Source organism: Acidobacterium sp. FHG110202_01, from assembly GCF_059115305.1.
On record NZ_JBZYWJ010000012.1, the window covers coordinates 98,556 to 112,346 of the forward strand.

A 13,791-nucleotide genomic window follows, 5' to 3' on the forward strand; every position below is an offset into this window, starting at 1 on the left:
TATCCCCTTCTTAGTTTATTGACTGGACCCTGGCCGGACGAACGTAATCGAACTAGAAAAGTCTTCGGATTTTCAGATTGCTATTCGTCGATACTGCCTCTGCTACCACGATGTATCGACCATCTGGAGAGGCTGTGATGTTGCTGCCAGGTACTACTGCTCCATCAATTCTGCCCAGCCGAGTCAGTGTGCCGTGAGCATAACGCATGATTTCGTATGGCGACTCTGCAGTCTCGCGAGTCGTAAAGTACAAGCCGCTTAGAGATACCGACCAATTGAGAACCGGATCTGGTTTTATATGCTGTGATATGGCGGGCATAGGGACCCAGTTAGGAGCGAAGACATTGAAATTACCTACGTTGTCGCCACCGAATATTAGATTTTGATCAAGCGATTCGCTCGCACTGAAGATGTTCGGGAATAAAGGACTCACCTCATGGGTTTGCATGTCAAACCGATAAAGTGCGAGTGAGCCATTTCGAGTCGAACTGAAGTATATGCTTCGACCATCTTTCGACCAGCGAGGCACACGATCCTCATATGGAGAATCGATGAGATGGATCAACTTGTGATCGGAGATCTGTATCATAAAGATATTTGAGTTTCCATTTGGTCGAGCGTCGAAGACTAACCTCGTTCCATCTGGAGACCACGACACGGCTCCCATCCAATGTCCTTCGAAACTGGTAAGCTGCGTTGGGTTCGTGCCGTCTGAGTCTGCCATCCAGACAGCCCAATGGCCTGAACGGTCGGATACAAAGGCAATATGCTTTCCGTCCGGAGAGTAAATAGGCTCGTGGTTTCTGGCATTAGTTGGGAGAATCCAGGAATCTTTCTGCAATCCCGATGACGTCACTTCATAGCGCCTGAGCGCCCAATTCTCTGCTGAATCGACATATACCAGCCAATTACTCGACGGTCCCGATGCTGGCTCTAAGACGTGCGCACTGTCCGAAGGTAAAAGGCGTAGAGTATCATCCGAAAAAACGTTGATTGTCCATAGAAGAGAAGACCCCTCGCGGTCAGAAGCAAAGACCAGATGCTTTCGATCCGGCATCCACGTCACTCCGCGAATATCGGACTGGTCGTAGGTTAGCCGCCGAACCTTCCCAGTGCTCCTGTCGAGAACGTATAGATCACCGCTGCCATGGGAGGTAAAGTGCGCGTAGGCTATATGTTTGCCATCGGCAGAATACCGAGGGTAGAAGTCTCGAATGTCCTTTGTGAGATCGTAAGGCGGCGTAAGGCGTTGGGTTCTACCCGTTTCAATTTCTACTTCAACGAGTGCATGCTGATCAGTGAGGTCGGAATAGACAAGATGCCGCCCGTCCGGAGACCAGACAGGACCAATGTCATCGAAAACGGGGTCCAAATAACTTACCCAACTCCCGGCAGCCGCCCGGAAAGCTTTCACCACCCTTTCGGAATCGCCGATCAAGGGTTTGATAATAATGGCAGCCTGATAGTCTTTTACTCTTACAAAAGCAATTTGTTTTCCGTCTGGTGACCAAGCTGGCGAGAATTCAGGATCAGGTGAGTCGGTCAGACGTTTTAACCCCGTACCGTCGGCGTGAATAAGATAAATATCGTAATTTTTGCCGTTTGCATCCCAAACAAAGGCTATTTCATGCCCATCGGGTGAGATTGCTGGTCCTGACTCGCGCCCAGGAGCCGAGGTAAGAGCAGAGGTGATGTAGGACCTCTGCTCGAAGGGTGGAATGCGCTGACGCAAATGAAAAAATGCCCAAATTGAAAAGGCCAGCAGCGCGCCTATAGCCAGGTATACGATCACATGCGGATAGCGATCCGCCCTCACTGTTTGTTCGCGTGGGACTTCTGGGAGGTCAACTTTGGTTTGTTTCGGCGGATTCCCCTCATCGCGAAAAATGAGACGAGGAACGTAGCTGCCTTTAGACAATTCGATCCGGACAGAATCGCTGTCACCCGAAAGAGCATAGTATCGATCGAGCTTAGCCCGGAGGCGACCGACAGTAATTCTTATGCTTGGGTCGACTTTGGGGTCCCAATCATCAGGAGATTCTAGAATTTCGGCAGCAATATCTCTTTCGCTGAGGCCAATTCCCGGCTTGGCAAATGAGTGCCGAACGATAAATTGGAGGATTTCCTTTGCTCGGCCAGCCTTCGCAAACTCTGCGCTGATGCAGATTCGTTGCAGGGTCTGATCGAGATCCTCTCGTTTTCTTTCGTCAGGCTGGGTCTGTTCTACTGGATTGCCCGAGCGTAAAGGACCTGTGTCTCGGGAGATATCTTTGGATGGTTTTGCCTCTTTCAGCAACACAAAAAGTCATTCGCCTCCGAGGAACACCCCAAAATAGCTTGATACGTAACATTAATTTTATTTGACCTGAGGTGAGCGACTATTACAGTAGTGCAAATTCGCTGCACCTGGAACGCATCGGAGACTTGTAGCACTTCTATTCATCAAACATTGACATTGGAAACGCCGGCGTCTTGGTGTCAATAAAAACCCCTATAAATCAATTACTTGTGATGATGTATATCGGACGTGATACACGTCTTTGGCATGGGTGTAGCTTGCCTCTGCAACTTGGTTGCACGTTCTGTCCCTCCCTACTGTGGCCTTCAGGGATCGCTTCATGCCGCTACTTCTGATCGGATGAATTCAACAGTCCTTTCTTAGAACGTTTGCGATTTGCTAGCGCCAAACTTTGTTGACAACCTTTGGAGGTAGGCCAATTTTCATGGACACGCGTGGACGTTTTTGTATAGAACCTCACCGTTTTCAAAACTCAATCTGCGCCCTATTCGGATTCTTATTATTTCTGCTCACGGGGCTTCCTGCCTTGTGTCAGGTTGCAGGCGGCAGTATCAGTGGTACGGTGGTCGATCCTTCGCAAGGCGTGATCTCGCAGGCGCAGGTGACGGCTCGAAATACCGCGACTAGTGTGGAATCGAAGGCGACAACCAACCAGACGGGGTACTATGAGTTCCCACTGGTCGTGCCAGGAACCTACGCCATTACTGTCCAGGCGCCTGGTTTCGGAGACGCGGTGACCTCCACATTCGCCGTGATCACGGGACAGCGCTCCCAGGTCAACGTGCAGCTTAAGTTGGGCTCGACATCCGAGGAAGTTCAGGTATCTGCCACAACTCAGCTCTTGAATTCGGTATCGGCAGACCTGGGAACTGAGGTCGAGCCGCAGAAAATCAACAACCTGCCTCTGAATCAGAGGAACTTCTTCCCGCTCATCGGTCTTCAACCCGGAGTCAATGCGAATTCCGCTTCAACGACACTCAATGGACGCGGTGGTTTCGAGGTAAATGGCGCCCCAGGATTGGCAAACAACATTCTTATCGATGGAGTGGATGCAACATTCGGTGAATCGAACTCTCTTGGATCTGCGATTGGAGGCACTGGAAGCAACATCAATACCATGAGCGTAGATGCGATCGATGAATTCCGAACCACGAGCAGCGTTCCTTCTGCACAATATGGGAGGGCGTCCGGCGGAATTCTGACCATGACGACCAAATCCGGGTCTAACAGCTTCCATGGAAATCTCTACGAATACATTCGAAACGACGCCTTCGACGCGAATACCTGGAACAACAAGCATGTCGCTTCTGTGGTCCCGATACCCAAGCTTCGCTACAACGATTTTGGAGGAAATGTCGGCGGACCGATACTCCACGACAAGGCATTCTTTTTCTTCAATTATGAGGGCGACCGCCAGTCAAGCGCTCAAACCATGACCGGCGATACGGCGACGGCAGCCATGATAACTTCTGTCAGTAATCCGGCGATAGCGACAGAACTGTCGCTGATGCCAAAGCCGAACTCAACAACCTCGGATCCTCTCATTGGTTTCTACACAGGAAATCGTTCCATCACGCTCAACGAGAACGTATATCTGGGGCGGGTCGACTGGAATCTGAAGTCCCACCACTTGATGTTCCGATACAACTACAACGATCAGGCGCACGAGATTCAGCAGTTTCGAGCTGACGACTTTCAGGGCTTCCCGCTGACCTCTCAAAACGCAGCCATCGAGGATGTCTGGACACCAAGTGGGAGCCTTGTGAATGAATTCCGCCTGGGGATGAATCGAAATATTTTGAACCGCAATACGACGGGTTACGACACGGACCCGACTCAATCTTGGGTCATATTAACGGGCTTTTTCCAAAGCGACACGACGCAATCACATCTCTTTTTTCAATCCACAACGTATGGACTCGTCGATAACCTGACATGGCTGCACGGTAAGCATACTCTGCGCTTTGGCACCGATGACCGCCTTGTTCCCAGCCGGAGAACGCAGTTCACCAGCCCCCGTAGCACCTATGCTTCTATCGCAGACCTCCAGACAGATACGCCCCAATCGCTTGCCGTGAGCTTTGGCGGGCCGAAACATCTCATCAGCTCACAGTGGGCTGGTTATGCGGAAGATTCCTACCGTATGTCTTCACGGCTGACTTCTACCTACGGTGTTCGTTATGACTATTTCGCTCCGATGAGTGGCGGATACAACGTTGACGGCGATAGCCCATTCGGCCCACTCTTCACGGATAGAAACCATCCATTCATGACTGCGGGGCACTACGACATTGCACCGCGTGTAGGCTTAGCCTACCAGGTAACTCCTAAGCTCGTGATCCGCTCAGGCTTTGGTCTCATGTTCGTACCTCCGCAGGCTTTCTTCATGTTTTCGTCTGCGTTTGCCAGCCCGCTGCTGCCCTTTGATGCAAGCTTCTTACCGAGCCAGGTCCCAGCAAGTTTCTCAGTGAAATACCCAATTTCTAGAGCCCTTATTGCACAGTACACAGCCGATCCGAGCCTCATTCCCCCCGGCCTGACATTTGGCCGATTCATCGCTCAGTACCACCACCCGGAAGAGTATTCGGAAAACTGGAATTTGAATGCCCAATACCAATTCACGCCCGATCTCTATTTACAGCTAGGCTATGTTGGGATGAGTGATCGTCATGAATTGAGTACCACTCTTCCCAATCAGTACCTTGCCGGAACATGCTCCACGCCGTCATGTCCTGGCGGTACGATTCCCGACTCGAGCATTGGGGTCATTGACTACAACATCTTTGGGGGGTATACCCACTATGACGCCCTGCAGCTCACGTTCAGCTATCGCCACAAGAACAACTCCGCTGACGTTTACTACACATACGCAAGTCAGAACCAGACCTGGGATAGTTCCGGCACAATCGGAAATGCAGCCGCCGCCCTCCAAAATCCTAACGATGGCAAGTCTGCGTCCGGCCCTTCCGATGGTTTTCAGAGGCATCGTCTCGCTGGAGATTTCCTGTATTCGCTTCCTGTCCCCGCTTCGATCCTGACAAACCGGTTTGGGCGCGCCATCCTTAGTGGCTGGTCCCTGCAGGGCATTCCTGGGTTCTCTAGCGGCGCAGCGCTCAACGTCCTTGCCAATCGCGATCTCGTACGAAATGGCTACACTTCCGGAACGCGACCGGATCATGTCTCTAGAAGTTCCTACTATGCGGCGGGGCATCCTCTCAATAGTTCGGGGTACAAGACGTGGCTGAATACAGCGGCGTTCGATGCAACAACTCCGTACAATGCTCATCGCTATGGGAATCTGGGCTACAACGCTGTGAGTGCTCCCTCTGTGTTCACCTTTGACGCGGCGGTCCATAAACAGATTCCGATCTATGGAGAACATCACCTGGACTTCCGCGCAGAGGCGTTCAATGTTCTGAACTACTCCTACTGGGGCGCTCCAAATGTCACCGTGGGCAATCCGAACTTTGGAATCAGCACGACGAAGAGCAATCCGCGCAATATGCAATTTGGATTGAGATATTCGTTCTGATACTCCAATTGTTCACGCTCAAACTCAAGCGGGCGCTGACATCTTCATCCAAGTACCCGCTCATTCTTTTCTCAGGACGGTAATCTTGCGCGTTTTTTTCTTACTTCTTGTATGCACACTCCCGCTCAATCTTCCCAGCCAGGAACCGAACGTCTACATAAAGCTAATGCAGTCGGCACAGGCGAGAGTATCTTCGCATGGAGGCCATGTTTACCCTGCAATCTCAGATGGGAACGATGCGATTCTCTCAGGAGAGGTACCCATCGAAGAGCTGCATCGTGGCGGCTATAAAGTGATCGGTGGCATATCGGACAATCCCGGGCAGTTGCAAGATCTGATACGTGCAGGGATCGATGGCTACATCACGGATCGCCCCGACATACTCATTGGCGTTCTGCAGAAGCAGATTTCGGTTGCAAAGAGCAACGAAGAGAAGCGACGATTGAAAAACTTTGACGTGGAAGCTCATCGTGGCGGACGCGGTCTTCGTCCGGAGAACACACTGCCATCCTTTGAAAATGGCTTGGACTTGGGAGTGACTACTCTGGAGATGGACACCGGTGTATCCGCGGACAACGTCTCCATCGTCTGGCACGATGAGTATTTCGACTCAAAGATGTGCAGACGTGTTGATGGAAGACCATATACCGACGAGGATCGCTTCTGGATCCGCGACAAGTACGCCGCTGATATCCAGAAGCAACTAATCTGTGATAAGACACCGTTCAGCACCGCTCAGAAGAACGATTTATCGCTTTCCCCTGTATCCGTCGCATTTGCTCGAAGGGAACATCTAGCAAGTCCCTACTCGCCGGTCACTATCGATCAGATCTTCCGATTTGTGCGCTTCTACGCTTCTTACTACCAATCTGGTCCAGGCAGAGAAGATCGTCATGCTAAGGAGCGGACTGCAGAGGCTGAACGTGTCCGTTTCGATCTCGAAACAAAACTGATACCCAATTTTTTGCCCGGTAAGAACGGCGAACTGCAACGAACCAGGAATCACACAGCGGAACCGATAGCTTTTGTACAAGCGTTATGCCCGGCAATTCTTCGCAATCACATGCAAGAGCGATCGGAAGTACAGAGCTTTGATTTCCGCACGCTGAGACTTGTCGAGGAACAATTCCCATTTTTGCCAACCTATTACTTAACAAGTAACCCCACATTGCTCCAGTTTCAAACGAAAGTTGTGATGGGTTTGTAATTTGCTTTCTTCTTCCATGAAGGCAGTTCTATATTCCCCGTAGAGTCTCGTCGGGTCATCTCCTGAATCTCGCGGCAGGCACATGAAAGAATCGTCAGCCAGCTTTTCGCTGCGCAGCACGAGCAAGGACAACCTGATGCTGAAATTGCTCTGTGAACTGAATGTGGGTTAAGTGTGGGGTCGCATTTTTGAAGCTAAAAATCCCGTAAGCTCTTTGAAATATGATGGCCAGGGACAGCTTTGTTCAGCATTACACCTCTTTGGTAATCCCAGTTAGTGGATTAGTTCTACAGATGGCACTTGATACGACCGAACAAATAGAAAAAATAGGATCGAATTGCCGGTCTTAGATTGTGAACGAGCACTAACTGATTGATTTAAGGGTCTTGGTCGCTACAGAACTCCGCTAAGTTTTCCCAACTTCTGTCCCAAGTGCCAGCCGGTTCTGTCTCCTTAGCCGTGGAGGAACTGGTCTTACAAATTTCGTCGCAGTGATCTGCCGCAATTTCGAAATGGCTGTAGGCTTTTGCAACCAGAACACGCAACCAATAGACCGTGATCAAACTATAGAGAGCGCAGGACGCAACAAAATCTAATCGGATTGGGCAAAGACAAATCGCCGATGCAGACCGAAGTAAGCAGCGATGGAACGGCGGATGAACATGCCTCTGCGGTGCATTCATCTATAAACTTCCCAAGGCTTAAGAGAATGCTCAAACTCTTCCATATCTATTCGTTTCCCATTGAAGCGAACACCTTCTATCTTGAGTCGCCCCCGTTGCTCCTGCGCAGCGATGCCATGCAGCTTTATCTCGCCTCCTGAGCCGACGACACGATGCCACGGTAACTGATCTACGGGATCGATACGTAACAGCCGAGCAACGGCCCGGTGGTAGCGTGGATAGCCGGCAGCTGCAGCGACCCGGCCATAGGTGCTCACTTTCCCAGGAGGGATGGAAAGAATCATGCGGCAAAACGCAAGATCACGCTGCTCGTTCGGACGCAAGGCGTCCCGCAGGAGTCTTCGTTTCGCTTGTTCGACTGAGAGTTGATCAAACGCGAGGTGTTTTCTGGGTGCTTTTCGTTCGGACTTGCCTTCGGGGCTCATCTATTCTCCTCACGGGTGAGCTCAGAGTGGTAACAGATCGTCCCTGGATGCCTCCAGCTTGAGAAGGTGTGCCTTCGCTTCGAGTCCTCCGGCGAAGCCAGTCAGCTTTCCAGACGCTCCAATAACTCGGTGACAGGGGACGACAATTGAAATTGGATTTCGACCGTTTACCGCTCCAACAGCTCGTGTAGCTGTTGGATTTCCGAGTCGCTTCGCGATGTCGCCGTAAGTACGCGTCTCTCCAAATGGGATAGCCAGCAAGGCCTCCCAAAACCCGCTTTTGGAAATCTGTCCCTCGTATATCAAGGGGGATCGAGAATATAGTTTTCTTTCTTGCGAAGTAATCCTTTAACTCAGTCTCCGTTTGAACGAGTAGCGGATGAAGTGGCTTTTCGACAAGCCCTTCGAGGCGTACACGTCGCGGATCATCGTTCTCCCAGAGAATGGCCACCAGGCCTTTCTCGCTAGCAATGAGCTTGAGCTGGCCGACAGGAGAGCTCACAAATTTATAGGACAAGCTCATACGCAAATTACCTCGAGTGAGCAAAATCTTTCCAGAGAGCCATCGTTGCACAGGCACGCCATGGCCTCACCTTCTTGACACTTATTGAACAGCTTCGTTCAACATTACACTCCTCTAACTCATTGCAATCGTGGGTTCGGCGTCCAACCAGTTGCATAAGCACGGGTTTGGGAAATGATTCAGATGACATACATAAACCTATTCCTCATTTGATAAGTCCCCTCAGGGGGTTTCTTGAGCAATTAACTGCAGCGATATGGCCCCGAAACGACCTTCACCCGATCTGAATCATCCGCATTGTCCGTGACGACGACCTGAAAGGTCTCCCCACCCGGCGCAACGCGAACCACAATGTGGCCATCCATACTCTTCATCTTTGAATTGAATTGGTTGTTGAAAACTCTGTTTTCTTTCATCGTGCATGTTGCAAAAACGTCATGGTCCCCCGGATAGAGCTTTCGACTGAACATTCGCTGCAGTGGTAAAGCCGCTGGATGTGAGACGTACCAAGCCGGGATAATGAACGCCTCGGGGCGAAGCTCACGGACGAAGCTTGCGCCAACTGCATCCAGGTATGCGTGATGATCCGCTACGGCGACCTCTACCGGCCCTGCAGCTTTGGCCACGGTTGTCTCGATATCGCGCCATGACTCTCCCGATTCTTCCGTATCCGCGGTGAGATCCCCGCCAGTGAAGTAATCGAATTTCCCATAGCTGAGGCGAAGTGCAATCGAGCACATATTTTCGGTTGGGTAATCTTCCTTTCGCAGGTCTTTCAAATCTGGGAAAGTTTTATGAGTCTGATCTCCGCTCCCTGTCCATACCTCTCCGTTGGCAGCGAGATTCCGTACTGCGAAATTTCTATATTGTTCAGAACTTTGGAGGAGATGGATCTGAGTCGAACTTCCAACCTTGATGTGCTCCGTAGACTCACCGAGTCTCTGTCGAGACTTAACGTATCCGAAATAATTTTCGGCGAAAGCCTGCCATTCTGCGAAAGGAGCCTGCCAGGAGACTGGATAACTGTAGTCTGGAAAGCCCCTGTCAATGAGTTTCCGAATCGGCACCTTCGCATCGACATCCGTAATGCCGGTGAGCCGATAGTTTCCTTTAGGGGATTGCGGACTTTCCGGGCCCGGATCGCCCAGATGGTCTGGGTGAATATGGGTGATAAGCGCATAGTCCAACTCCCTACGCCCCGCAGGCTTCATCTGCCTTAAAACATATGAAGCGATCCAGTCCCCCGGTCTAACACTGGAATCTGGCTTCTGAGCACATGAGACTTCCGTAGAGTCTCTTGTTACCCCCGCATCTATGCACGCCGGTCGAAAGCGCGACGATAGATCATCTGGATAATCCACGTCCGCGCGGAGCCTTTCTCGCCATCGAATGAATTTGTCTCGCTACAGAGGCGTATGAATATCTCCTGGACCAAGTCCTCTGCTTCGCCCTCGTCCTGGAGAATCCTGAGTCCCACAGAAAAGGCCAGTTTGTCATAGCGGCGGAAAAGGGTCAGCGCCGAGCTCTCATCGCGCTTTTGGATGCGTTCAAGTAATTCCTCATCAGTTGGACCAGTAGATGCTGTTATGCACTGTTCGGACGCAAGGGCGCGCTTCGCTCGCATGAGCGGCAAGAGGAGCGCTCGTTCTGTTCCATCCATTGGCAAATAGGTTCGTCGCCTTCCTATTGATTCGAGACGATTCGGTGTTTACAGAATTGTTCAGAGGACTGCGAAAAGTAAAGGCATTCGCCTCATTACGCATCGAAAAATAATCTTGAAATTACGTGGTACAAATCTGCGTTTTCGCACGAAACAGCATGTTGCAATGCTTTGCACGGTTGCGCCGCGAAGTCGGCCCGCTGGACGTCAGATGATCGTCGTGGAACCGGGCGCTGTGCGTACGAAAATCGGTGACCGGACGATTGCTAGCGCTCATAAGGTAGCGTCAATCATGACCCCCAAGCAAATCCAGCACAACGGTGGGTTGGGGCAAGCCGTCACAGCACAGGCCGCCTTGGCTATGGAACCGGGCGTATCCGCTGACGCCGCCGTGAGGCGGCCCTGCTACCCCTTTCACGATCCTGCCCGACCGGATACTTGATTGCTTTCTTGCCGCCGCTCTGCGTCCTCACCTTCCCAAGGAGAGCATATGAGCATCAAACGCCGCTGCTTTCTGCTAAGTCAAGAGGTCATGAGCAAGGAAGAGCGACCGCCGATGCACGAGCCAATCGGGACTGGATTTTGGACGTGGCACTCGACTTATTGATTGCCGCCCCAGAAGGACTAATGGGGATACTGAGAACTAAGCCTCCAACTCCCCATCGGGGGCTCGGTAAGATCGCTCAACTGAACCTCCGACGCTATCACGCGTGACGAATCGCAGGGCCATGTAGCTTCCCGTGTTGGATGCGAGGAGTTCTATCTCCGGAATATCGAACAAGGGAAAGAGAAGCTATTGATTCGCATGGAACCCGCGGGCAATGAATGTCGTCTGAAATTACAGCCACTTAGCGAACAGGCAATTGGGTCAAACTTCGGCGGTTCGATTCGACTTTGATCTTGAAGCTCGTTTGCGCTCGCTCGTGGAAGATTAAAACTGAAAGTGCCTCAGCTAATTATTCGTCAACACAAGCGCATTTTTTATTACTAAGTTGTCTTCACGCGGGAAGCAAGCCTGCTGTGCGATAACCCTCGATCAGGCTGTCGTAGAGGGCTATGTCTGCCCGGCTTCGCGCCACCAGTTGGGCGCCCACAATTCCAGAATAGATAGCACGTGCGCGCTTCTCAGCTTCCCTGGGGCTGGAGACCTTCGCGGCAACCAGGGTCTTTTTCAACCAGGCAACATTGACGTCCGCAAAAGCCTGAACTTCCGTCTTGACTGCATCAGGTAAGTCGTCGAACTGCGCAGACATGAAGCTGCAAAGGCAGATGCGGTTATCGTTCTCAAGCGCCCAGCGAAAGGTCTCCGGGTAGCGGCGCAGCGCGTCCAGTGGCTTTGCCGAGCTCAGCGAAAGGGATTCAAGATAAGCTGCAGCATCCTCCCAGTAGCGCTTGGCCACCGCCGTTGCCAGGTCGGCTTTGCTTGGAAAGTGATAGTAGATACTCGCGGCTTTGATGCCGACCTGTTCTGCCAGATCCCGGAAGTTCAATCCCGCGTAGCCGTGAGCTTGAGCAACGAGCTTCGCGGCAGCCAGGATGTCTTCTCGAGCGTTTGCACTCATCACCCACCTCCGCCCATGCGTGGAAGTAAACTCTTCGATTTTCTGAATCTACCATGTGACAGGTAGAATCTCAAGACTATTACCTGCCAAGTGGCAGGTAGAGAGGTGGTCCATGAGTACCGAACTGGTTTATTCCGATGCAACGAAGCTGGCCGAACTGATCCGCACACGCAATGTCTCTCCGGTCGAAGTCGTGAAGGGCACATCTCGATCGCATCCAAGCCGTTAATCCAAAGCTGAATGCGATCGTAACGATTGCCGAAGATGCCCTGAAATCCGCCGGAGAAGCAGAGGCGGCAGTCCAGCGTGGAGACACGCTGGGACCTCTGCACGGCGTGCCATTCACAGCCAAGGATTCGATCGACACCGCGCAGGTGCCGACCCAACGTGGAACGCCGATCTTCAAGGGACGAACGCCCGACACGGATGCAACCAGCGTAGCGCGCCTGAAGAAGGCAGGCGCCATTCTGCTTGCGAAGACCAATCTTCCTGAATTCTCCTACGGCATCGAAAGCGACAATCTGCTCTCCGGCCGAACGAAGAACCCCTGGAACCTCGATCTCACACCGGGTGGTTCGAGCGGCGGAGAGTCCGCGGCAATTGCGGCAGGCATGTCTCCCCTCGGCCTTGGTACGGACCTTGCTATCTCCGTGCGTGGACCTGCAGCCCATACCGGCATCGTCTCACTCAAGGCGACCCACGGACGGATCCCCATGACCGGCATCTGGCCGCGTGAGCCGCGCCGTCTCTGGCATGTAGGCCCGATGGCGCGCAGCATCCGTGATCTGTCATTGGCCTTTTCACAACTCGCTGGACCGGACGGACAGGACGGTTACTCCAGCCGCGCCGTTCCGCTGGATAACGGCATTGGCAATCCCACCGAACGTCCGCTTCGTGTGGGGTGGCTGGTAGAGCCTGGCTTTGGGCCAGTCGACCGCGAGGTCGCGGCCACGGTGCAAGCTGCCGCGGAAGCGCTCAGGCATTTCGGACACGGCGTTGAGTCCGTGCGCATCCCGGCATTAGAACGCGACTTCGCGCTGGATGTGTTTAGCCGTCTTCATGTTCTCGAGATGAAGCCCGGCTTCGTGAAGACAACAGCGGGCCGTAGCGAGGACGAAATCTCTTACATGGCCAGGTTCATGCTCTCCCTGCCCGATACGCCCGCCGCGGATTATATCGACGCCGTGCAGGCTGCGGAGCGCCTGAAGGATGGTTATGCCGATTATTTCCAGAGGTACGACGTGCTGCTCACCCCGGTCCTGCCCACTCCCTCCTTCAAACACGGCCAGGCGGAGTTGCTGATCAACGGTCAGACTGTTGATGTTATGGGCATCATGTCTGCGACGTCGCCACTAAACGTGACTGGCCTGCCCGGCATTTCCATGCGATTCGGCACAAGCCATGACGGCATGCCGATCGCCGTGCAGATTGTCGGCAACTGGCAGGCCGAGTTCACGATTCTCCATGTCGCGTCTCTCTTGGAACAGGTAAGTCCTGTACGGGACTTACACCCGAATCTCTAAGTGGCACCGATCACGGCCTGAGCGGATAAGCAGGAGCGGCTCGTCAGCTCCTGCTTGTCCGCTCTGCTTTGAAGATCAGTTAATGATAATGTATGGTCCGCCGCGCGACTGCAAGGTTGAGTTTGGTCGAGAGACAAGTCTGCGGCAATGTATTCGGCCTTTGGTGGAGCCGCGTGCTCCTGGCCAGGATGAGTTCCGCTGCGTGTCTGTCCTTACAAGTCGGTCGGTCGTTGAAGACCCTTATCAGGAGCAGGTTTCAGACACGCTGTTGTGACTGTTCTTTCGTCCTTACAGTTCCCATGCAGACCTTGGTGGAAAAAATCGTTGCTGTGCTACTTCATGCTGCTGCGACACCGACGGTCGGCCTGTAATCCTCT

At 52.5% G+C, this 13,791-nt stretch carries 9 protein-coding genes and 1 pseudogene; 3 read left to right on the forward strand and 7 right to left on the reverse strand.

The genetic code is table 11. The features are described from left to right. Window positions 1-52: 52 nt before the first annotated feature. Window positions 53-2,299, reverse strand: a complete 2,247-nt coding sequence (locus AC5S16_RS21840; protein ID WP_493932239.1) for a hypothetical protein — start codon at window positions 2,297-2,299, stop codon at window positions 53-55. Between the two features lie 526 nt (window positions 2,300-2,825). Between AC5S16_RS21840 and AC5S16_RS21845 the strand changes: the two genes are divergently transcribed. Together AC5S16_RS21845 and AC5S16_RS21850 are read left to right on the forward strand one after the other, a co-directional pair. After that, window positions 2,826-5,831 (forward strand): TonB-dependent receptor, encoded by a 3,006-nt coding sequence (locus tag AC5S16_RS21845; RefSeq protein WP_493932240.1) that lies wholly within the window; start codon window positions 2,826-2,828, stop codon window positions 5,829-5,831. A gap of 85 nt (window positions 5,832-5,916) precedes the next feature. Next, the gene (locus tag AC5S16_RS21850; RefSeq protein WP_493932241.1) at window positions 5,917-7,038 is read left to right on the forward strand and encodes a glycerophosphodiester phosphodiesterase family protein; all 1,122 of its coding nucleotides are present in this window, start codon (window positions 5,917-5,919) and stop codon (window positions 7,036-7,038) included. A 679-nt stretch (window positions 7,039-7,717) separates the two neighbouring features. Here AC5S16_RS21850 and AC5S16_RS21855 read toward each other — a convergent pair. The 6 genes and pseudogenes from AC5S16_RS21855 to AC5S16_RS21880 all read right to left on the reverse strand — a co-directional run bounded on the left by AC5S16_RS21855 (window position 7,718) and on the right by AC5S16_RS21880 (window position 11,891). Further along, window positions 7,718-8,146 carry an MGMT family protein gene (locus AC5S16_RS21855; protein ID WP_493932242.1) on the reverse strand — a complete coding sequence of 143 codons (429 nt, stop codon included), beginning with the start codon at window positions 8,144-8,146 and terminating at the stop codon, window positions 7,718-7,720. 21 nt (window positions 8,147-8,167) lie between these two features. Then, a complete protein-coding gene (locus AC5S16_RS21860; protein WP_493932243.1) occupies window positions 8,168-8,452 on the reverse strand; it encodes a methylated-DNA--[protein]-cysteine S-methyltransferase in 285 nt (94 codons plus the stop codon). Window positions 8,453-8,504: 52 nt separating this feature from the next. After that, window positions 8,505-8,669: pseudogene (locus AC5S16_RS21865) on the reverse strand (methylated-DNA--[protein]-cysteine S-methyltransferase); the annotation flags it as partial. A gap of 242 nt (window positions 8,670-8,911) precedes the next feature. Then, entirely contained in the window at window positions 8,912-9,880 is a 969-nt protein-coding gene (locus AC5S16_RS21870; RefSeq protein ID WP_493932244.1) for a ComEC/Rec2 family competence protein, read from the reverse strand. Between the two features lie 101 nt (window positions 9,881-9,981). Beyond that, window positions 9,982-10,329, reverse strand: coding sequence for a sigma factor (locus AC5S16_RS21875; RefSeq protein ID WP_493932245.1), 348 nt, complete (start codon window positions 10,327-10,329; stop codon window positions 9,982-9,984). A 998-nt stretch (window positions 10,330-11,327) separates the two neighbouring features. Then, window positions 11,328-11,891 carry a TetR/AcrR family transcriptional regulator gene (locus AC5S16_RS21880; protein WP_493932246.1) on the reverse strand — a complete coding sequence of 188 codons (564 nt, stop codon included), beginning with the start codon at window positions 11,889-11,891 and terminating at the stop codon, window positions 11,328-11,330. A 254-nt stretch (window positions 11,892-12,145) separates the two neighbouring features. Between AC5S16_RS21880 and AC5S16_RS21885 the strand changes: the two genes are divergently transcribed. Then, window positions 12,146-13,414 carry an amidase gene (locus tag AC5S16_RS21885; RefSeq protein WP_493932248.1) on the forward strand — a complete coding sequence of 423 codons (1,269 nt, stop codon included), beginning with the start codon at window positions 12,146-12,148 and terminating at the stop codon, window positions 13,412-13,414. The last annotated feature ends 377 nt before the right edge of the window (window positions 13,415-13,791 follow it).

What these genes read in the sequence shown, in the direction of transcription:
- AC5S16_RS21880 (WP_493932246.1), bottom strand. Translation starts at nt 11,891, where the DNA reads ATGAGTGCAAACGCTCGAGAAGACATCCTGGCTGCCGCGAAGCTCGTT.
- AC5S16_RS21870 (WP_493932244.1), bottom strand. Translation starts at nt 9,880, where the DNA reads ATGAAGCCTGCGGGGCGTAGGGAGTTGGACTATGCGCTTATCACCCAT.
- AC5S16_RS21855 (WP_493932242.1), bottom strand. Translation starts at nt 8,146, where the DNA reads ATGAGCCCCGAAGGCAAGTCCGAACGAAAAGCACCCAGAAAACACCTC.
- AC5S16_RS21875 (WP_493932245.1), bottom strand. Translation starts at nt 10,329, where the DNA reads ATGGATGGAACAGAACGAGCGCTCCTCTTGCCGCTCATGCGAGCGAAG.